At 39.7% G+C, this 21251-nt stretch carries 16 protein-coding genes; all 16 read left to right on the top strand.

Annotation, left to right across the window (positions count from 1 at the left end):
* Positions 1-55: 55 nt before the first annotated feature.
* The 16 genes from icd to HPC67_RS07695 all read left to right on the top strand — a co-directional run bounded on the left by icd (position 56) and on the right by HPC67_RS07695 (position 21188).
* Positions 56-1327 (top strand): NADP-dependent isocitrate dehydrogenase, encoded by a 1272-nt coding sequence (gene icd, locus HPC67_RS07770; RefSeq protein WP_217586950.1) that lies wholly within the window; start codon positions 56-58, stop codon positions 1325-1327.
* A 25-nt stretch (positions 1328-1352) separates the two neighbouring features.
* Positions 1353-2291 carry a malate dehydrogenase gene (mdh, locus tag HPC67_RS07765; RefSeq protein WP_217586948.1) on the top strand — a complete coding sequence of 313 codons (939 nt, stop codon included), beginning with the start codon at positions 1353-1355 and terminating at the stop codon, positions 2289-2291.
* Between the two features lie 174 nt (positions 2292-2465).
* Complete coding sequence (locus tag HPC67_RS07760; RefSeq protein ID WP_217586946.1) at positions 2466-3161, top strand: response regulator transcription factor; 696 nt, start codon at positions 2466-2468, stop codon at positions 3159-3161.
* Positions 3158-4534, top strand: coding sequence for a two-component system histidine kinase PnpS (pnpS, locus tag HPC67_RS07755; protein WP_217586944.1), 1377 nt, complete (start codon positions 3158-3160; stop codon positions 4532-4534). The genes HPC67_RS07760 and pnpS overlap by 4 nt, the downstream gene beginning before the upstream one ends.
* A gap of 94 nt (positions 4535-4628) precedes the next feature.
* Positions 4629-7265, top strand: a complete 2637-nt coding sequence (gene polA, locus HPC67_RS07750) for a DNA polymerase I (RefSeq protein WP_217586942.1) — start codon at positions 4629-4631, stop codon at positions 7263-7265.
* A gap of 12 nt (positions 7266-7277) precedes the next feature.
* The gene (gene mutM / locus HPC67_RS07745; protein WP_217586941.1) at positions 7278-8117 is read left to right on the top strand and encodes a DNA-formamidopyrimidine glycosylase; all 840 of its coding nucleotides are present in this window, start codon (positions 7278-7280) and stop codon (positions 8115-8117) included.
* A gap of 1 nt (position 8118) precedes the next feature.
* Positions 8119-8718: a dephospho-CoA kinase gene (coaE, locus tag HPC67_RS07740; protein WP_217586940.1), complete on the top strand. Its 600-nt coding sequence runs from the start codon at positions 8119-8121 to the stop codon at positions 8716-8718.
* 163 nt (positions 8719-8881) lie between these two features.
* Complete coding sequence (locus tag HPC67_RS07735; RefSeq protein WP_217586939.1) at positions 8882-9910, top strand: glyceraldehyde-3-phosphate dehydrogenase; 1029 nt, start codon at positions 8882-8884, stop codon at positions 9908-9910.
* 226 nt (positions 9911-10136) lie between these two features.
* Complete coding sequence (locus HPC67_RS07730; protein WP_217586938.1) at positions 10137-10523, top strand: cytosolic protein; 387 nt, start codon at positions 10137-10139, stop codon at positions 10521-10523.
* A gap of 22 nt (positions 10524-10545) precedes the next feature.
* On the top strand, positions 10546-11013 hold the full coding sequence (gene nrdR, locus HPC67_RS07725; RefSeq protein WP_217586937.1) for a transcriptional regulator NrdR: 468 nt from the start codon (positions 10546-10548) through the stop codon (positions 11011-11013).
* A gap of 36 nt (positions 11014-11049) precedes the next feature.
* A complete protein-coding gene (locus HPC67_RS07720; protein WP_217586936.1) occupies positions 11050-12414 on the top strand; it encodes a replication initiation and membrane attachment family protein in 1365 nt (454 codons plus the stop codon).
* Between the two features lie 74 nt (positions 12415-12488).
* The gene (gene dnaI, locus HPC67_RS07715) at positions 12489-13421 is read left to right on the top strand and encodes a primosomal protein DnaI (RefSeq protein ID WP_217586935.1); all 933 of its coding nucleotides are present in this window, start codon (positions 12489-12491) and stop codon (positions 13419-13421) included.
* Positions 13422-13563: 142 nt separating this feature from the next.
* Positions 13564-14415, top strand: coding sequence for a sporulation protein YtxC (ytxC, locus tag HPC67_RS07710; protein ID WP_343327823.1), 852 nt, complete (start codon positions 13564-13566; stop codon positions 14413-14415).
* A gap of 324 nt (positions 14416-14739) precedes the next feature.
* Positions 14740-16686: a threonine--tRNA ligase gene (thrS, locus tag HPC67_RS07705; RefSeq protein ID WP_217586933.1), complete on the top strand. Its 1947-nt coding sequence runs from the start codon at positions 14740-14742 to the stop codon at positions 16684-16686.
* Positions 16687-17874: 1188 nt separating this feature from the next.
* The gene (locus HPC67_RS07700) at positions 17875-18549 is read left to right on the top strand and encodes an ABC transporter ATP-binding protein (RefSeq protein ID WP_217586932.1); all 675 of its coding nucleotides are present in this window, start codon (positions 17875-17877) and stop codon (positions 18547-18549) included.
* Positions 18546-21188 (top strand): ABC transporter permease, encoded by a 2643-nt coding sequence (locus HPC67_RS07695; protein ID WP_217586931.1) that lies wholly within the window; start codon positions 18546-18548, stop codon positions 21186-21188. The genes HPC67_RS07700 and HPC67_RS07695 overlap by 4 nt, the downstream gene beginning before the upstream one ends.
* The last annotated feature ends 63 nt before the right edge of the window (positions 21189-21251 follow it).

Genomic DNA, 21251 nt, shown 5'->3' with positions numbered 1-21251 from the left:
GATTTCTAATATAATTTGTAACGTGCAAATGATGAATTAATGGAGGTATTTTAATATGACACAAGGTGAAAAAATTATCGTTGAAAATGGAAAAATGAATGTCCCTAATCGCCCAATTATTCCATTCATTGAAGGTGATGGTACAGGACCTGATATTTGGGCAGCAGCACGTAAGGTCATCGAAGCAGCTGTTGATAAAGCTTATAACGGTTCAAAAGCCATTGAATGGACAGAAGTGTATGCTGGGCAAAAGGCTTTTGATAAAACAGGAGAATGGCTTCCTAAAGAAACGTTAGATATGATAGATGAGTTCAAAATTGCGATTAAAGGACCGTTGACGACACCAATTGGTGGCGGCTTTCGCTCATTAAACGTGGCACTACGTCAGGAGCTTGACTTGTTCACATGCTTGCGCCCTGTACGTTACTTTGATGGTGTTCCATCTCCTGTAAAGCGTCCAGAAGATGTAGACATGGTTATTTTTCGTGAAAACACCGAAGATATCTATGCTGGTATTGAATGGCAAAAGGGAACCGATGACGTCCAAAAAGTCATTCAATTCCTTCAAGACGAAATGGGTGTACATAACATCCGTTTTCCAGAAACGTCTGGTATAGGGATTAAGCCTGTTTCCGAAGAAGGAACGAAGCGTCTTGTAAGAGCAGCAATTGATTATGCAATTAATGAAGGGCGTCGCAATGTAACGCTCGTTCACAAAGGAAACATTATGAAGTTCACTGAAGGTGCTTTTAAAGCATGGGGCTATGAAGTAGCTGAAGAAGAATATGGTGATAAAGTCTTTACATGGGCTGAATATGATCGCATTGTCGAGAAAGACGGTAAAGAAGCAGCTAATAAAGCTCAAGACGCTGCAGAAGCTGCTGGGAAAATTATTGTTAAGGATGCGATTGCGGATATTTTCTTACAGCAAATTTTAACGCGCGCCAATGAGTTTGACGTTGTAGCAACGATGAATTTGAATGGGGACTATATATCTGATGCATTGGCTGCTCAAGTTGGTGGCATTGGTATTGCACCAGGTGCGAACATTAACTATGACACAGGCCATGCTATTTTTGAAGCAACCCATGGTACAGCACCAAAATATGCAGGATTAGATAAAGTGAATCCGTCATCGGTTATTCTTTCAGGTGTGTTGATGCTTGAGCACCTTGGATGGAGAGAAGCTGGTGACCTCATTACAAAAGCGATGGACAAAACAATCGCATCAAAAGTTGTGACGTATGATTTTGCCCGCCTCATGGACAACGCGACTGAAGTGAAGACATCAGAGTTTGGTGAAGCGCTCATTAAAAATATGGGCTAATGAATAAACACAAAGGGGAATATTCATGGGGATCACACGAAAAAAAATATCTGTTATCGGTTCTGGCTTCACGGGTGCAACGACAGCATTAATGGTTGCACAGAAGGAGCTTGGGGATGTTGTGCTTGTAGACATTCCAGATATGGAGGACCCAACAAAAGGTAAAGCGCTCGACATGCTTGAAGCAAGTCCTGTACAGGGGTATGATGCAAACATTATTGGGACATCGGATTATGCAGATACAAGAGATTCCGACCTCGTTATCATTACAGCAGGTATTGCTCGAAAACCAGGTATGAGTCGCGATGACCTCGTTAATACAAATGCGAAGATCATGAAGACAGTCGCCAAGCAAATTGCTGAGTTCTCACCGAACTGTCTCATCATCGTCCTTACCAATCCAGTCGATGCAATGACATATACTGTATTCAAGGCATCAGGGTTTCCTAAAGAACGTGTTATCGGCCAATCCGGTGTTTTAGATACGGCTCGCTTTCGTACGTTTGTTGCTCAAGAACTGAATGTATCGGTAAAGGATGTTACTGGATTTGTTCTTGGTGGCCATGGTGATGATATGGTACCACTCCTTCGTTATTCATATGCTGGCGGTATCCCATTACAATCATTGCTTTCTGAAGAACGGTTAGATGCAATTATAGAACGGACGCGAAAAGGTGGAGGCGAAATTGTTGGACTCCTAGGTAACGGGAGTGCTTATTATGCCCCGGCAGCATCATTAACCGTGATGGCAGAAGCCATTTTAAAGGATCAACGGAGAATCTTACCGTCAATTGCATATCTTGAAGGGGAATATGGTTATGAAGATATGTTTCTTGGCGTGCCGACCGTTATAGGTGGCAAAGGTCTTGAGCAGGTGATTGAACTTGATTTAACTGAAGAAGAACAGACTGCGCTCGATACATCTGCTCAATCTGTCAAAAAGGTCTTAAACCTTCTTAAATAAGAACCGATCATAAAAACTTCCTTCTCCATACACTTGGGGAGGGAGTTTTTTTACATAAAGCGTAAAATATAGCGTAAAATGGTATTTGTAAATTTTTCTTAACACACAATCGGTTCACTTTACGTCTTCTTCATTGTAATATGAGAGTAGAATGCCAAGTTGGGAGTGGTAACGATGACACAGACAGTATTAATCGTTGACGATGAAGAGTCCATTGTAAAATTACTTGAATTTAACCTGGAACAAGCAGGGTTCACAACAGATGTCGCTTATGATGGTTTACAAGCGATTGAAAAAGCTGACCGATATGATTATGACTTAATCATTTTAGATGTTATGCTTCCCGGCATGGATGGCATCGAGGTTTGTCATTATCTACGTAATAAACAGGTATTGACGCCCATCCTTATGCTAACAGCAAAGGACTCGGTAACAGATAAGATTGATGGCTTAGATTCAGGGGCAGACGATTATTTAACGAAACCTTTTAGCCCTAAAGAAGTTCTTGCTCGTATTAGAGCTGTGTTACGTCGATCAAGTGATTTATCTTCAAATCAATCAAATGTTATTCAAATTGGCAAATTATCAATATATCCAGATCGTTATGAGGCAACAATGGATGGACGTGAATTGGCATTTACGAGAAAACAATTTGAACTGCTATACTTTCTTGCCACACATAAAGGTAAGGTGCTTTCAAGAGATCAGCTATTAAAAGATGTGTGGGATTATGAGTTTGCAGGGGATACGAGAATTGTTGATGTACATATTAGTCATTTACGTGAAAAAATCGAGCCCGATACAAAAAATCCTGCCTACATTAAAACGATAAGAGGCTTCGGATATAAATTGGAGGATTTAACATCATGAAAAAAACACCGATCATGTACGGCTTAGGCTTATTTATCCTTCTGGCTGTGACAGGCGGAATATTAAGTACGGTTGTCGAAAATTACTTTATTCTCGTTCTCGTATTAATCGTTCAGTTTATAATATTGTTTTTAGTCGTTCTGCATTTCCTTGATCGTTATACAACACCTGTTCAAAAAGCCATTCATACGGTTGATCAGCTCTTAAATGGCAATTTTAGAGCACGGGTTCATCATCCAGCAAGCGGACTCGTTAATGAACTACATATGAATATTAATAAGCTCGCTCGCAATTTGAGTGAATTGTCTTTTCAAGAGCAAATTCAATCAGAGCAGCTTCTAACAGTTGTAGACAATACAGTAAGTGGTTTAGTACTCGTAGATGAAAAAGGCTATATTCATCTCGTGAACCGTAAATTTTTATCTATGTTTGGTGGAACAGCCGAAGACTATCGCGGATTCTTATATTATGAAGTTCTAGAAAGTGAAGTCATTCATGAAACGGTTCAAAATACATTTTTATACGAGCAAAATGTGAAAAACTCATTTGTAAGGCAGAATGAAACAGATAAAACATATATGGAAGTTGTTGGCGCACCTATTTTTAACGAACGAAAAATGGTCAAAGGCGCTGTGCTCGTTTTTTATGATATTACGGAGCTTAAAAAGCTAGAACGCATGCGTAAAGATTTTGTGGCAAACGTCTCTCATGAATTAAAAACACCAATTACATCTATTAATGGCTTTTCAGAGACATTACTCGATGGTGCGATGAACGATCCTGAAGTGCTTGAAGAGTTTTTACAAATTATCTTTAAAGAAAGTAAACGTCTACAATTGCTAATCCAGGATTTATTAACGCTATCTATGCTGGAGAAGGACGATTTTATTCCAGTTAAAAACAATATTGATATCGATCAGCTCGTTATGGATATTGAACCAATGATAGAACGCAAAGCAGCACAAAAAAATATCACATATACGAAAAACATTCAGGCAGGGCTTTTATTAGAAGGGAATAGCGCGCAAATCAGACAATTGTTTATTAATTTGTTGGATAACGCTGTTTCATATACACCTGAACAGGGCGATGTGACCTTGTCGGTATCAGAGGAAAATGATGATGTTATCATTCGTGTAGCCGATAATGGGATCGGTATTAGCAAGTCTCAGCTGGAACGTGTATTCGAACGCTTTTATCGGGTTGACAAAGCGAGAAGTCGTAATACAGGTGGCACAGGACTAGGCTTGGCGATTGTTAAGCATATCGTTGAAGTGCATAAAGGGCAGATCAATATTGATAGTGAAGAACAGAAAGGCACGACTGTCACGGTTAGATTTCCTAAAAGGACTGTGTACGACGTTCAAAATTAATGCTCACTCTGTTTGGTTTAATGATGGAGATCGTGTAAAATAAATACAATATACGGTGAAATCATAAGGCTAAGATTGAATGGAGGAAAAGGTTTTGACAAACAAACTCGTCCTGATTGATGGAAATAGTATCTTATATCGGGCTTTTTTTGCATTACCATTATTAAACAATGATAAAGGTGTCTATACAAATGCTGTGTATGGCTTTACGACGATGCTTTTTCGTATTTTAGAAAAGGAAAAGCCAACACACATACTCGTTGCATTTGACGCTGGTAAGACGACGTTTCGCCATGAAACGTATCAAGAATATAAAGGGGGGCGTCAAAAAACGCCACCTGAGTTATCTGAACAGTTCCCTGTTATGCATGAAGTACTTGATGCTTTCGGTATATCGCATTATCAATTGTCTCAGTACGAGGCTGATGACATTATTGGTACACTGGCATCCCAAGTGGACAAAGACTGGAAAGTGACAATTGTTTCTGGTGATAAAGATTTATTGCAGCTCGTAAATGACAATGTCGAGGTGACCTTAACTAAAAAAGGGATTAGCGACGTTGAAACGTACACCCCTGAATATATGATTGAAAAGATGGGAATACGGCCACATCAAATTATCGACTATAAAGCACTTATGGGTGATAGCTCTGATAATATCCCAGGCGTTCCAGGCGTAGGCGAAAAAACGGCTATCAAGCTTTTAAAGCAATTTGATACGCTTTCAGCGGTTTATGATGGTCTTGACCAGGTTAAAGGCAAAAAGCTTAAAGAAAATCTTGATACCCATAAAGCAGATGCATTTATGAGCCAAGAACTTGTTACGATAAAGCGGGATACGCCAATTGATATCCAGCTTGAAGATATTGTTTACAACACATATGATTCCAATAAGGTGAATCATATGTTTAAAGAACTCGGTTTTAAATCACTGTTAACGAAGACAACAGCGGCGCAAACTGAAGGACAGGAACAGGATAAGCCCCTTACGGACATTGATTATAACATTGTCGACACACTTGAACCGGATATGTTAATGGATCATAGTGCTCTTGTTGTTGAAATACTTGAAGATAATTATCATACAGCACCTATTATAGGTATTGGTGTTGTTAATGAGGCGCATAAGCTGTTTCTTCCAATAGACGTTATCAAACGATCGGACGTGTTTCAAAAATGGGCTGAGGATGCAACAAAGACAAAGCTCGTATTTGATGCCAAGCAGACGCTCGTATCACTGTTAAACAACGATATCCATATAAAAGGCATTACGTTTGATGCGTTACTTGCATCTTACTTGATTGATCCATCCGAAAATCATCATGACATTCCATCGATTGCACATCGTATGGATGTTGCTGACATCCGTTATGATGAGGAAGTGTATGGTAAAGGTGCAAAATTAAAGCGTCCAGAGAATGAAGTGCTTAGCGAGCACATTGTTCGTAAAGCAGATGCGTTATATCGACTGGAAGTGAACATGACTGACGCATTAAATGAAAACAACCAATATGAGCTTTTGAAAGAGCTCGAAATGCCACTTGCACTCATCCTTGGTGAGATGGAGCACACAGGTGTCTATGTCGATATTGAACGGTTGAACAACATGGGTGAAGACTTAAAGCAACGCCTTGAAGATCTTGCCAATGATATTTATGATCTTGCCGGTGAATCGTTTAATTTGAATTCACCAAAGCAGCTAGGGCCAATTTTATTTGAAAAATTAAAGCTACCCGTTATTAAAAAAACGAAAACAGGTTATTCAACGGCTGCTGATGTGCTGGAGCAGCTTGAGCAAGAGCACGATATTATTCCTAAGCTGCTTATGTACAGACAGTTAGGTAAATTGCAGTCCACTTACATTGAAGGCTTGTTAAAAGTCGTGAATAAAGATACACATAAAATTCATACACGATTCAATCAAGCCCTTACGCAAACTGGACGTCTTAGCTCGATCGAACCTAATTTGCAAAATATCCCAATCCGGCTTGAGGAAGGACGGAAAATTCGTCAAGCTTTTATTCCATCGGAAAAGAATTGGGTTATGTTTGCGGCTGACTATTCTCAAATTGAACTGCGTGTTCTCGCCCATATGGCACAGGATGATAAGTTGATTGCTGCATTTAAAGAAGGTGCAGACATTCATACACAGACGGCGATGGATGTCTTTCACGTTTCTAGTGATGAGGTTACGTCTGATATGCGCCGTCAATCAAAGGCAGTAAATTTTGGGATCGTCTATGGGATCAGTGATTACGGGCTCTCACAAAATCTCGGTATCACACGAAAAGAAGCGAAGACGTTCATCGATCGATATTTTGCCAGTTATCCTGGTGTTAAAGACTATATGGACAACATTGTAAAAGAAGCCAAGCTCAATGGATATGTGACGACATTGAAAAATCGTCGGCGTTATTTGCCAGATATAACGAGTCGTAACTTTAACAGACGCAGCTTTGCTGAACGGACGGCAATGAACACACCAATCCAAGGTAGTGCAGCTGATATTATTAAACAAGCAATGATTGATTTGAGAGAGACCTTAAGACAAGAACAATTACAGGCACGAATCCTGCTACAAGTTCATGATGAACTCATACTTGAAGCACCAGAAAATGAAATCGAACAATTAAAACAAATTGTACCTGCTACCATGGAGCAAACAGTGGCGTTAGATGTGCCACTTAAGGTTGAATATGCTTATGGGTCAAGCTGGTTTGATGCAAAATAAGGAGAATGACGTATGCCTGAGTTGCCAGAAGTTGAAACGATAAAAGAAACGTTAAAGTATTTGGTGCTGGATAAGGACATTATCGACGTTGACATATTTTGGCCGAAAATGATTAAGCAACCTGATGATTGTGCGGTATTTAAAAGCATTTTAACAGGACAGACGATACAGGATGTGACGCGGAAAGGGAAGTTTCTGGTATTTCATCTAAATGATCATGTTCTCGTCTCACACCTTCGTATGGAAGGGAAATATTCTGTCCATCCATCAGATGCTCCGATAAAAAAACATACGCATGTTATTTTCCATTTAAGTACTGGTGAAGATCTAAGGTACAATGACGTTCGTAAATTCGGAACGATGCACGTATTTCCTAAAGGTGATGAATTGACACAAAAGCCATTAATGACTTTAGGACCAGATCCTTTTGAAACTGATTTTACGGTTGATTACTTGTATGGGAAACTACAAAAAACGAATCGATTGATCAAAGTGGCCTTGCTTGATCAATCGATCGTTGCGGGTTTGGGCAACATTTATGTAGATGAGACTTTATATAGGGCGCAAATTCATCCGTTGCGTCGTGCCTGTACCTTGACGAAGCTAGAAGTGGGTGCGGTGCACGAACATGCCATTCAAACTTTGGAAGAAGCGGTATTGCAAGGTGGAACAACCATTCGATCTTATGTGAACACCCAGGGTACAATGGGCATGTTCCAACAAAAGCTTGCAGTTTATGGTCAGACAGATAAGCCATGTCCATCATGCGGAACACCAATTGTTAAGCTGAGAGCTGCTGGACGAGGGACCCATATTTGCACAACATGTCAACCATTTCAGGAGGAACGTTAAGATGACACTCGTAATCGGACTAACGGGTAGTATTGCCAGTGGGAAAAGCACGATTTCGCTCATGTTTGATGACTTTAACATACCAGTTATTGATGCTGATAAATTGGCACGAGACGTTGTTCGCCCAGGTGAACAAGGCTATCATGACATCGTAGAAGCATTTGGGGATTTGATATTACGAGAAGATCGAACGTTGGATCGGAAAAAGCTCGGCAGTATCGTTTTTGCTGATGAAGAAAAGCGGCTTTTGCTGAATCGAATTGTCCATCCTGCCATTCGTAAAAAAATGATCGAACGCCGTGATGCATGTATTCAGTCAGGTGTGCCGGCAGTTGTACTTGATATTCCATTGTTATTTGAGAATGACTTAGTCCATCTTGTTGACCGGACAATCGTTGTAGCGGTTGACCCAATGACACAGCTCGAACGGTTAATGGCACGAGATGGCTTTAATCAAGAAGAAGCCCAACAACGTATTAACGCCCAAATGTCCATTAAAGAAAAAGCGTCTCTCGCTGATGCCATCATTCAAAATGACGGTACGAAGCTTGAATCATATGAACAATTACAACGGCTCTTACATCAATGGCACGTGATTTAACAGACTTAAAAAACACCATTTGTCGTGATGATGCATGTTTCCTATCAATCTATTAAGGAATTGCATAATAAATTACAAATAAACGACACATTTCCTGTTTAATATGCTATACTAATCATGAATATAATCCAAATAAGTGTGACATATACAGGAGGATTAAAAAATGACAAAAACACGCATTGCCATTAATGGATTTGGTCGAATTGGCCGAATGGTTTTTCGCCAAGCGATCAATGATGACCAGCTCGAGGTTGTAGCTGTCAATGCAAGTTACCCACCCGAGACACTGGCTCATCTTATCACATATGACAGTGTGCACGGTAAGTTTTCCAGTACAATTAAAGCGCATTCAAACTTTCTTGAAGTAGATGGCAAAAAAGTATGGCTTGTAAATAACCGCGATCCTAAACAGCTGCCATGGGAAAAGTTTGAAATAGACATTGTCATTGAAGCAACAGGGAAATTCAATTCAAAAGAAGGTGCTAGTGGACATCTTGAGGCAGGCGCTCGCAAAGTTGTAATTACTGCACCAGGTAAACAAGTAGATAAGACAATTGTAATGGGGGTCAATGATGACGAATATGATCCTGACAGTCATCACGTCATTTCCAATGCATCCTGCACAACCAATTGTCTTGCACCGGTTGTAAAGGTACTTGATGACAATTTCACGATCAACAACGGTCTTATGACGACTGTTCATGCATTTACGAATGATCAAAAGAACCTTGATAATCCGCATAAGGATTTACGTCGTGCAAGAGGGTGTACACAATCGATTATTCCAACCTCAACCGGAGCTGCTAAAGCGTTAGGAGAGGTTATGCCACACCTTGATGGAAAGTTACATGGGATGGCACTAAGGGTACCGACTCCAAATGTATCTCTTGTAGATTTAGTTGTTGATGTTGAAGAAACGGTCACCGTACAACGAATTAATGAAGCATTTCGACATGCTGAACGTGTAATGCCAGGCATTATAAAATATAGTGAAGAACCACTTGTATCGATTGATTACACAACAAATGAGCATTCAGCAATTATAGATGGATTATCCACAATGGTAATGGAAGATAAGAAAGTTAAAGTATTGGCATGGTATGATAATGAATGGGGCTATTCAAAACGCGTCATCGATTTAACATCCTATATCGGATCTTTACTTCATGCAGAGCAAACAGCAACCTTATAAGCCTCTTTAATTAAAACGAGTCATCCTTTTATAGATGGCTCGTTTTATTTTTTTGAATAATTGCCGCGCTGCTAAACGCTAACTCAATATAGTAAAATCAGACATAATCGAACCCCATTTTTGTGTTGATAGATTAAACTATAAAACGGTATTAGTCGATTTAAAGAAAACATGTTAAAATAAAGACAATCTATATTAAAATAAGTCACTTTCGAGGTGGATATACATGTCTTTTCGACAAACGATCGCTAAATACTTTAGTAATCATGCAGAAACGCGCGATAAACATGAGGACCCAGCGTTGCAATCACATTATTATAAGGCGACGAAGGATCAAGCGCTTGCGAAACTAGAAGAACTGTTTTCTAATAAACAACTTTATGACTTAAACGCTATTTCAAAAGAGCATGGGGAAATCAGTGTTTATACTAAAAAAGGAAAAAAAGTATTTATTATTACGACCGTTATTATGGTTAGACCTTTTCAAACTGCAATTGATTTATCTGTCACATCTGAATCTGTTCTTCCTTTTGACTTTGGCTACAGCAATAAAGTGATTAAACAGCTATATGATACGTTAGATCAACAATTGCCAAAACTAGACCGTAACTAACGAAGGAAATGAGGTCGAATAGATGAGATGTTCAAATTGTCATTCTAAAAGTACGAAAGTTCTAGATTCAAGACCAATAGAAGAAGGCCGTGCCATTAGACGGAGGCGCGAGTGTGAAGATTGCGGTTTTCGCTTTACAACATTTGAGCGTATAGAAGAAGTACCGCTTATCGTCGTTAAAAAGGATGGTACGCGTCAGGAATTCAGTCGCCAAAAAATTACAGGTGGTTTAATTAAGGCATGTGAGAAACGGCCTGTTTCGCTTGATACAATTGAAAATATCGCCGTACAATGCGAAAAAGAACTACGCAGTGCAGGGTTTTCAGAGGTTGATAGCGATCATATAGGGAAAGTGGTCATGACCCATTTATCAGAGGTTGATGAAGTTGCTTATGTTAGGTTTGCATCGGTATATCGTCAGTTCAAGGATCTTAGTGTTTTCCTTGACGAATTAACAGACCTAATTAAATCAGATAAGCATGAATCGTAATCTATCTCGTTTCACCATGTTGTGGGAGGAACAATGATGAACTATATAGGTAAAATATTACCTGTTGACGGTTACGCAGTCCGTTTAGATGCTTCTATGCCGATTGATTATACAATGTCTTTAACACATTTATATCAGCCATTAATCGGTATTAATGCAATAGCACTTTACCAGACATTGCTCGTCGACAGACAGATGCAAACGAAAGATACACCCCATACGCACCATACGTTAATGAGCTATTTAAATATGCCTCTCGATGACATATATAAAGCAAGATTGAAGCTAGAAGGTATCGGTTTATTGAAAACTTACAAAGTTAAGCGTGCAGAGAACGTGTATATGTACGTTCTTCAACCACCTTTTTCCCCAGCTGACTTCTTTAAAGACGCGATGCTGTCACAGCTGTTATATCACCACCTTGGTCGTGATCGATTTAGCGTCTTAAAGCAACAAGTTGGCTCTCATCAGACTGTACAAGAAGGAGAGAATATTACAGCTTCTTTCCACGATGTTTTTCAAACGTTTGAACCTGGAAATGACGCAATTGACAGTCTCCCAAGCATTGATGCAGTTGATTCATCGCCGCCTGTTGACAAGATTGATTTTACTTGGATGTCCCACATGCTAAAACAACGCATGATTCCAGTTAAGCACGTGTTAACAACACAAAACAAACAACTCATTACTCAGATGCTTGCATTATATGATTTGCCACAGCATGATGTGGAGAAAGCGTTATTGTGGGCATTGACGGAGGACAACCAAATTGATCAAGAAGAATTTAAGTCAGCCTGTCATGATCTCTTTAAAGCAACTTATGCTGAAAAAGCAATTAAACTGACGGAAAAACCTGCACAGCCCAAACCTAGTGAGAATCATCAACAGTTGAAACGGGCAGAAACTAAAGAGTCTCAGTTAATTCAAAGACTGGAGATCATGTCACCTAAGCAATTGCTTGAAGATTTGTCTAGCGGACAACAGGCGAGTGAACAGGATATGAAGATTATTCGTGAAGTGATGACAACGCAAGGCTTGCCATCTCCTGTCATGAACGTTTTAATTCATTATGTTTTATTACAGTCAAATATGAAGCTCTCCAAAAATTACTTGGAAAAAATAGCGAGTCATTGGTCGCGCGCAAAGCTAACGACTGCAGAAGAAGCCATGGCGTTCGCCAAGCAGGAATTAAAGAAATTTGGCCAACAATCAAATAAACGGCCATCATACCGGAAAACGTATAATCAAGAAGTGATACCAGACTGGTTTAAGGCACGTCAGCAAAAGAAGCAACAGCAGGTCAATCAAGAAAATGCCGCTCACGTTCATGAAAATGATGAAGAGAAAAAAGAAGAATTGGCAGAGATGCTTCGGGCCTTTTCTCAAAGCTCAAAGAAATAACCGACAGCTCCGTAGTTGTTCATTGAATGGTATAAGCGGGTTTACTTAAATTTTTGGACGCAAGGATGATCGTAATGAAAAAAATACAGTCTGCATTACAAAAGTGGATGAAGGATAACGAAAGCTTTAAAGAAAATTATTTAAAGATGAAACAGGCCGTATTGAATGACCCAGAAATTAAACAGTTTCTTGCTGGTTATCCAGACTTGCCCGAATCGGTTATTGAAAAAAATCTGATAAAGTTATATGAATTCAGCACCCAATCAAAGCAATGCGATCAATGTGCATCATATCAATCGTGTAAAAACATTCTTAAAGGGTATTCTCCTGTTTTGCATATTGACAACGACGATATACATCTGTCCTATGAAAAATGTCATACGATGATCGCTTATGAACAGGCGCAAAAGCAGCGAGAGATGATTCAAAGCTTGTATGTACCTAAAGATATTTTAGAGGCGACAATGGATAAGCTAGAACCAGAAGCCGCAAGAAGCGATGCAATTACCGAGACGTTGCGTTTTTTACATGATGCTCAGACTGACTTACCTAAAAAAGGTATCTTCTTTTCAGGTCCTTTTGGTGTTGGTAAAACATACTTTCTCGGGGCAATTGCGAATAAACTAAAAGAAAATAACATTTCATCTATGATTATTTATATGCCAGAACTCGTTCGTGAAATGAAGACGTCCATCAAGGATGATTCAATTAATTCTAAAATAGAATACTTCAAAACAGCTGATGTACTCATGTTAGATGACATTGGTGCAGAAACACAATCTGCTTGGTTTAGAGATGAGATTCTCGGCACAATTCTTCAATATAGGATGATGGAAGGCCTACCTGTGTTCTTTACATCAAACTATACACTCGATCAATTAGAAGAGCAGCTCGCTTTTTCAAATCGAGGTGGCATTGAAAAAGTAAAGGCCGGAAGAATGATTGAACGTATCCGCCAAGTGAGTAAAGAAGTGAAACTATACGGCGAAAATCGCCGAGAAGGCTAATTGTTAAACGATTATTTTTCATTGTTCCTAAGCATCTTTGACATCATTTTATACCCCTATCAATACTAGTTTTGTTAGTTGATACATGTTTCATCTTGATTGTCCATATAATGTATCAGTTTGCATATTGGTGAGGGTGATGGTGTTGCTTGAAGTATACTTTGAATCAGACCAGGAGGTCATCAGTTTTTGTGAATGTTTATTTAGGCATAATAAACGAATTGAACTGACTTGGGGAACAAATGAAGAATGGGGGAATCGCATATCATTTGATGATGACATGCCAACGGTTGAGCGGATGGATACCGTAGCAAAATCGATGGTGGATGTATTTATACATCATCGACTATCAAGGATGATTACCGACATTATTAAGTCCGATTATTATTACACAAGTACTGTTGAACTGGAACGTATTCTCGCTTTAACCCACTGGATTTTTGCTGGAGAAGATGAAGACAGTTTGCGTGTTAGAAATTATAAGGATCCGACACAGGTGCTAAAAACGATATTTATGGCAAATATGAAGCAGACTGAAGTGATTCACTTTGATTCCATCGTTCACTTTCGACTTCAAGTGTTCAAGGAGCAGCTCGTTCACTATGTTGGTTTGGCAATCGACGAGTTTAAGAGAGAAGAAGAGCATCAAGCATTTGTCAACTCATTACGTGAGTATGTGATTGGGAAAAAAACAACGTATCCAGTGTTACATGTTGTTCAAGGATCTCGATTTACATTTTTTAAACCGAGTGGTAAACAGTTTTCAACGATGGAATTGAGAATGATGATGCATCAAGAGCCGTTGTATATCGTAGGTCTTGATATTGATGAATTTAACTTAGCACCACTAATCGCAATGGCACCGGAAAAAATTCGTATTTATGGTGATGATCCTTCCGAACCAAAAACGTTAACCGTTATAAATGTGTTCCAGGAACGCGCTCAATTCGAACCATTGGAGAATTTCCCATTTACACAAGAACTGAAAAAGTAATTGACAATACTTGCTTTTAAGTTGTATGATCGCTATAATATTTATAAATCTTTATGAACCACATGTCATGATAAGGACAAGATCAATCGGTTTAGATGTAGATTAGAGAGGGAGGCCATGGGCTGAAAGCTTCCTCTACACAATCATTGATTACCACCTTAGAACACCGTTATGAAAAGTGACGGCGACTCACCTCCGTTAAAAGGTGTCAGAGCCACTGTGTTTTCAGTGGAAATGAGGGTGGAACCACGAGATAACAGCTCGTCCCTTTGCGTTATGCAGAGGGATGGGCTTTTTTATTTATTTTTAAAAGGAGTGTTACCCATGTCAGATATTGAATTCATCTTTCCAGACGGAAATGTAAAGTCCTTTCCAGCTGGAACAACAGGAGAAGCTATTGCAGCATCCATTTCTCCAGGTCTTAAAAAACAAGCATTGGCCATTAAACTCGATGGACAACCAGTAGATCTTCGTCGTGAGTTGAACGAAGGGGGAAAGATTGAGATCTTGACCTATCGTGATCAAGAAGCAATTGAAATTATGCGACATTCAACCGCTCATTTAATGGCACAGGCCATTAAACGGCTTTATAAAGACGTGAGCTTCGGTGTTGGTCCAGTCATTGAAGAAGGTTTTTATTATGATTTCGATATGGCGCATCACATTACACCAGATGACCTTCCGAAAATTGAGAAGGAAATGAAACGCATTATTGATGAAAACCTTGAAATTGAACGCATTGAAGTTTCGCGAAATGAAGCGAAGCAATTGTTTACCGAGATTGGTGATGCCTTCAAAGTAGAGCTTATTGATGATATTCCTGAGGATGAACAAGTGACCATTTACAAGCAAGGGGAATTTATGGACCTTTGCCGCGGTGTCCACGTACCATCAACAAGTAAAATAAAAGCCTTTAAACTGTTGACGATTTCTGGTGCCTATTGGCGTGGGGACAGTAATAATAAGCAACTGCAGCGTATCTACGGAACAGCGTTTGAAAAACAGAAACAGTTGGATGAGTATTTGCATATTCTTGAAGAGCGTAAGGAACGCGATCACCGTAAGCTCGGTAAAGAACTTGACATTTTTACTGTTTCGCAAAAAGTTGGACAAGGTCTACCGCTATGGTTACCTAAAGGCGCGACAGTACGTCGAATGATTGAGCGCTATATCGTTGATCTAGAGGAAAGACTTGGGTACGACCATGTTTACACGCCTGTTCTAGGTAGTGTGGAATTGTATAAAACAAGTGGCCACCTTGACCATTATCAGGATGACATGTTCCCAATTTTAGAGATGGATAATGAAGATTTAGTGCTTCGACCAATGAACTGTCCACATCATATGATGGTTTATAAAAATCAGCTTTACAGCTATCGTAACCTACCTGTCCGTATTGCCGAGCTCGGTATGATGCACCGTCATGAAATGTCAGGCGCACTTGCTGGATTACAGCGTGTCCGGGCGATGACACTTAATGATGCGCATATCTTCGCACGTCCGGATCAATTAAAAGAAGAATTCATTCGTGTTGTTGAGCTTGTCCAGCATGTTTATAAGGATTTTGGTATTGAAGATTACTACTTCCGCTTATCATATCGTGACCCAGAAGATAAAGAGAAATATATTGATAATGATGAGATGTGGGAAAAGGCACAAGCAATGCTTAAAGAAACAATGGATGATATGAACCTTGATTATGTGGAAGCAGAGGGTGAGGCAGCGTTTTACGGACCGAAGCTCGACGTTCAAGTTAAAACAGCCCTCGGTAAGGATGAAACGTTATCCACTGTCCAGCTTGATTTCCATTTGCCTGAGCGCTTTGACCTCACTTATATTGGTGAAGATGGTAAGCATCATCGTCCAGTCGTCATTCATCGTGGTGTCGTATCAACGATGGAGCGTTTCGTAGCATTCTTGATTGAAGAATATAAAGGTGCATTCCCAACATGGCTTGCCCCTGTACAGGTAAAAATGATTCCTGTATCACTTGAAGCTCATCTTGACTATGCAAAGGACATAGAAGATAAGCTTCGTTATGAAGGTATCCGAGTTGAAGTCGATGAACGCGACGAAAAAATTGGCTACAAAATCCGCGCAACCCAAACAGAGAAAATCCCATTCACCCTCGTTGTCGGTGACGCAGAGATTAAAGACGGCAGTGTCAACGTAAGACGTTATGGGGAGAAGGACTCTGAATCAATGTCATTTGATGCATTTAAGAGCATGATTGATACTGTTATTACAAACAAAGAGTCTGTGAAACGATAAGTCTAAGAGAACATAACTGATAAACACCTTGTAATTAGGAAAAGCATGACGACCTAGTTATAAGGTGTTTTATTAAAAAAGGAAAGAGTATTTAACTTCACACCAAAAGCAGAAGGAATCCTCAAACTTTGAAGACTCCCTTCTAACTTTCTGACTTTATACTAATTTCTAGGACAAAACCCCAGCTGGAAAATTATGGTATAATAGATTCAGGCATATTGCGCAGGCAGGGTGACGCTCAAATCCTCCATCGAGAGAGGAGGGGATGAGTATGAGTGGAAATTTCGATTTGCCGACGGCGGTTTTCGTCGTCATGTTCATTTCGCTCATAGTTGCGCTTATCGAAGCACTAAAAAAGTAACCCACCCTGCCCGACAGCTTGTGTGAGTTACTTTTTAGGATCTCGCCCAACTGATGGAAGACCGTTAACCCGGTCTAGCGCAATATGCCACCATCAATAAGGCCTACCAATAGCTTATTCAAAGCCTATCTCTCTAATACATATTATAAGTGATATCCCCCTTTAAAACAAGTAAATACTTAATGTCACCCCATAGAGAATAAATGCCACAAAGCCAGGAAAATAAGAGATGGACTTGATGATGAGGTTCAAAGAGAAAACACCTTGTAATTAGGAAAAGCATAATGAACTAGTTACAAGGTTTTCTTATCGAAAACAAAAATATTAAAATATTGACATTTTATTTTTTTTGATATTTTATTAATAGGCGCCAATATTTAAAAAAAGAGGGTGATTTAATGAAAAAAATGCATCTATAGTTGTAATACTCGCATTATTTTTTGGGGTAGGAGGAATTAGTGTTAGTGCTGCGGCGCATATCAGTCCTCAATATCAAGAGATAGAAGGTTCTTATGCGAAAGCATCATGGACACTATCTTGGTCAGGGGGCAGTTCACCGTGGACTATATCCTTTAATCCAGGTGATGGTTCTGGATTCAAACACAGGTTTCACATCTATGAAACACTCACATCTATATAAAAACAATTCTAGTTGGAAAAATTATTATCCAAGTTTGAGGGTTATGGATAGTAACTTTGTTATTACAGGGGTTGATTCAGCTACAGTGTATCAAGTATGTGCACCTGTATACTAGTGAATTATATATGTACCCTCCATTAATTGGAGGCTCTTTCTTTAAATGGTTCCTAAAAGGAGGCGGAAGTGTATGCATATCAACGTTGAGGGTGCTTCAGTAATATTTGGTGATAATCAGCCAATACAGGCATTAAAAGATGTCTCTTTACAAGTAGCGCCTGGTGAATGGGTTAATATTTTAGGGCCTTCGGGTTCTGGGAAAACAACGCTTTTAAACGTGATCGGTGGACTTGAACAGTTGTATAGCGGATCTATTAAAGTAGATGGAAAAGATATTCATCAACAAACAATTGCTGACAAACAAAACTATAAACGGACGAGCACAGGGTACATATTTCAGGATTATCGCTTGTTTGATCAATTTACTGTTTTAGAAAATGTGATGCTTCCGCAATGGCCATATGAGGATCGTAAAAAAATTGAAAAGCGATCAGAGGAATTGCTCGAACAATTGCAAATGAGTCATCGTAAAGATGCCTTGCCTGAACAACTTTCCGGTGGCGAAAAACAACGGACTGCAATTGCAAGGGCATTATTAGGGAACCCTAGTATTCTGCTTTGTGATGAACCGACTGGTAATCTTGATGAAGCTAATCGAGAGACCATTTTACATATTCTTTTTAATTTACAGTCTAACAACGGTATGACGATTATATTGGTGACACACGATCCAGAGGTTGCCAAGTGGGGGGACCGTAACATGTACATTAGAGACGGTTGTCTTCAAGGAGCTGTCAATATATGAACCGGTTAATTATCAATCAGTTGAAACGAGGGAAGTTACCGAGGCTAATGCTTTTCTTGGCGCTCGTTGTTATTTTTGTCATCATACCATTTGCGGGAGCTTCTTTGGAAACGGTCCAGACTGAAGTTGAATCTGATGTTACGTATTATGCGAGAGGCGTGTATGACATTCTTGTTCGTGCCCCTGGTCATGAACACCCAATGGAACAAGAGCTTGGCTTGGTGCCTGAAAACTATCTTGGTGTTGGTGATGGAGGGATATCGCTTAATCAGTGGGAGCGTATTAAGACAAGAGCAGACATTGAAATTGCGGCACCGGTGTCGTCACTCGGTTATTTTACCGGCCTCTTTACAACAATGGGGGTTTTCCCGCCTGAAACAGCATCACGATACTTGATGCAGTTTCAAACGACTGATGGAATCAATGATTATGATGTTGGACCTGAGTATGCATGTATACAGCTTGACTCTCCTTTGGAGGAGGGCGAATTTCAAGCCATTTACAATGATGATGAACTAAGGAATCGATGTAAAGACAATGTTGTTCAATTTAAGATGCCACCGATATATAGTTTATTAGCGGGTATCGACCCTGAGCAAGAGGAGCGCTTGACAGGTCTACAATTTGAGGGGATTTATCCAGATGCCACTAAAAGTGGTTGGGGCAGGTCTTGGCGCAATGAACATTATCAAGATGCAGCTGTTATCCCTGTACTTGAGGTAGCAGGCCCTGACATTCCGCTTATGAGCACACTTTCTGTGGATCGGTTGGATATCAGTATGGAGGATATTAAAGGATACAGACAGGGCTTAAAACTTGATGTGCCTGATGAAGAAACTCATATTGTTTTTGATCATTATATATATAAATGGTCTGAACCAGAGTATCACAAATTGGTATCTGAGCTGTTGGCTTTAAAAGAAGATAAGAGACGGACTATGGAATTAGAGGTGGGGTCTTTTATAACTGGTTTTAACCAAACAGAGTTTGTCCCTTTTGTAACACAAGAAGGACATATTCAGTCTTTGCTAGACGATCAGTCTGAAATGTTTCGGGAAGGATATTCGCAATTAATTGGATCCAACTATTTAAACGTCCATTATTTTACTGGGTATCCGCAATATAATATTACAAGTGATGAGATTAAAATCCCTATCTTAGGTCATGATGAGGGTGTTCCAACCTATCGACCGATTGAGCAAAAAGGCATTAAAATGACCGATGCTCATTTTGAGGAGAATCGTGATGAGCTGGTCTCTTATATCATTGATCCAATCGGAGAAATTGATGCAGGACGTCATGAAGAGACGCTTTCTTCAAGTCCGCTCGGCATTTACCAATATGCGCCTGTTTTTTATAATGGGGATGAAGGCAAGAAAAAGGAGATCGTGCCTACCATTACACCGGGCAGCTTTGTACCCGCACCCGCTCGAGGTGTTACGAACATTGAAAGTGCTGCGATTATTAAGGGAGAACAGCCAATTGATGCCATTCGTGTGAGAGTGGCAGGGATTGATGGGTATACGAAAGATGCTGCCGAGAAGATTAACCAAGTAGCCCAAGATATTGAAAAAATGGGGTTAAAAGCAACTATTGTGGCGGGAGCATCTCCTCAAACTGTCGAAGTAAATGTTGAAGGGGTAGGGCTTGTAGAACAATCGTGGACAACACTTGGCGCGGCAGGAACTATTATTGAGGAATGGCAAGTTACAAACATCATTTTAGGTGTGCTTCTTATCGTGGTGGCCGTGTTGTATGTGCTCACCCGCTTGTCGTTCTGGCAGGTAACCCATCAAGGACATGTCCGCTTGATGTATCAACTTGGCTGGCAACAAAAACATATCTTTAGATTTTATGTGAATGATTTGTTTCTCGTTATTGGACTAGCGTATGTCATATCAGTACCAGCATTGTTCGTGCTAAAACAAAGCACAGGGCTTTCTGGACACCCGTTTATTTGGCAACTTTCAGGTATGTTGCTTGCTGCTTTGTTTATGTTCGGAATTGTTCGTAGGAGTATTAGACAAGTCGTGTTCACTAATGGTTCAAAGGTATCGAAAACCAAAATACGCAATCATAGGATTCGTTTCCTTGTTGTTAAAAATATGATATATTTTAAGGCTTTTATTCGTGTGCCATTTGTTCAGTTAATCATAGTTAGTATTTTGGCATCGTTTGTTTACCTATCACTAACTGAAACAGTCAATGAAACAAGTGTAACGCTGCTCGGAAATTATGTGAATGTATCTGCCAGCGGTTTGCACGTGCTAGTCATCATAGCCACGTACACTTTGGCGACGTTGACATTAAGTGAAAGTCTGTTATCCTTGTTAAACGTACGGGAAAAAGAAATGATTAAATTTCGTTCCATCGGATGGGAAACACGTCACATCCTCAGCCATTATATGAGAGAGGTTCTATTATGGAGTGCTTTAGCCGTGTTGATTGGAACTGTAATCAGTGGCGCTCTCTATAGTGTTCTGTTTCCGTTTAAAGGAATGGTGCTCGTCATTCTACTAATATCATTTGCAGGCTTTTACCTGTTTCTAGCCTTAGTGTCTTGGTTAATCATCCGACATCATTTAAGAAAAACAATTACGTCCGGTCAAACGGAAAAACGAAAAGCAACATTGTTTTAGAAGGTATAGTCAAAAAACATTCTATGCTACGAACAAAGTGTCTCAGTTAATCTAGTTGAGTAG

It is taken from the genome of Lentibacillus saliphilus, from assembly GCF_019093865.1.
GTDB lineage: Bacteria > Bacillota > Bacilli > Bacillales > Amphibacillaceae > Lentibacillus_B > Lentibacillus_B saliphilus.
This window is presented reverse-complemented; position numbering and strand designations above follow the sequence as displayed.

Bases quoted from the DNA above. Each gene is read 5' to 3' on its own strand.
- icd (WP_217586950.1), top strand. From the start codon at position 56: ATGACACAAGGTGAAAAAATTATCGTTGAAAATGGAAAAATGAATGTC.
- mdh (WP_217586948.1), top strand. From the start codon at position 1,353: ATGGGGATCACACGAAAAAAAATATCTGTTATCGGTTCTGGCTTCACG.
- HPC67_RS07760 (WP_217586946.1), top strand. From the start codon at position 2,466: ATGACACAGACAGTATTAATCGTTGACGATGAAGAGTCCATTGTAAAA.
- pnpS (WP_217586944.1), top strand. From the start codon at position 3,158: ATGAAAAAAACACCGATCATGTACGGCTTAGGCTTATTTATCCTTCTG.
- mutM (WP_217586941.1), top strand. From the start codon at position 7,278: ATGCCTGAGTTGCCAGAAGTTGAAACGATAAAAGAAACGTTAAAGTAT.
- coaE (WP_217586940.1), top strand. From the start codon at position 8,119: ATGACACTCGTAATCGGACTAACGGGTAGTATTGCCAGTGGGAAAAGC.
- HPC67_RS07735 (WP_217586939.1), top strand. From the start codon at position 8,882: ATGACAAAAACACGCATTGCCATTAATGGATTTGGTCGAATTGGCCGA.
- HPC67_RS07730 (WP_217586938.1), top strand. From the start codon at position 10,137: ATGTCTTTTCGACAAACGATCGCTAAATACTTTAGTAATCATGCAGAA.
- nrdR (WP_217586937.1), top strand. From the start codon at position 10,546: ATGAGATGTTCAAATTGTCATTCTAAAAGTACGAAAGTTCTAGATTCA.
- HPC67_RS07720 (WP_217586936.1), top strand. From the start codon at position 11,050: ATGAACTATATAGGTAAAATATTACCTGTTGACGGTTACGCAGTCCGT.
- dnaI (WP_217586935.1), top strand. From the start codon at position 12,489: ATGAAAAAAATACAGTCTGCATTACAAAAGTGGATGAAGGATAACGAA.
- thrS (WP_217586933.1), top strand. From the start codon at position 14,740: ATGTCAGATATTGAATTCATCTTTCCAGACGGAAATGTAAAGTCCTTT.
- HPC67_RS07700 (WP_217586932.1), top strand. From the start codon at position 17,875: ATGCATATCAACGTTGAGGGTGCTTCAGTAATATTTGGTGATAATCAG.
- HPC67_RS07695 (WP_217586931.1), top strand. From the start codon at position 18,546: ATGAACCGGTTAATTATCAATCAGTTGAAACGAGGGAAGTTACCGAGG.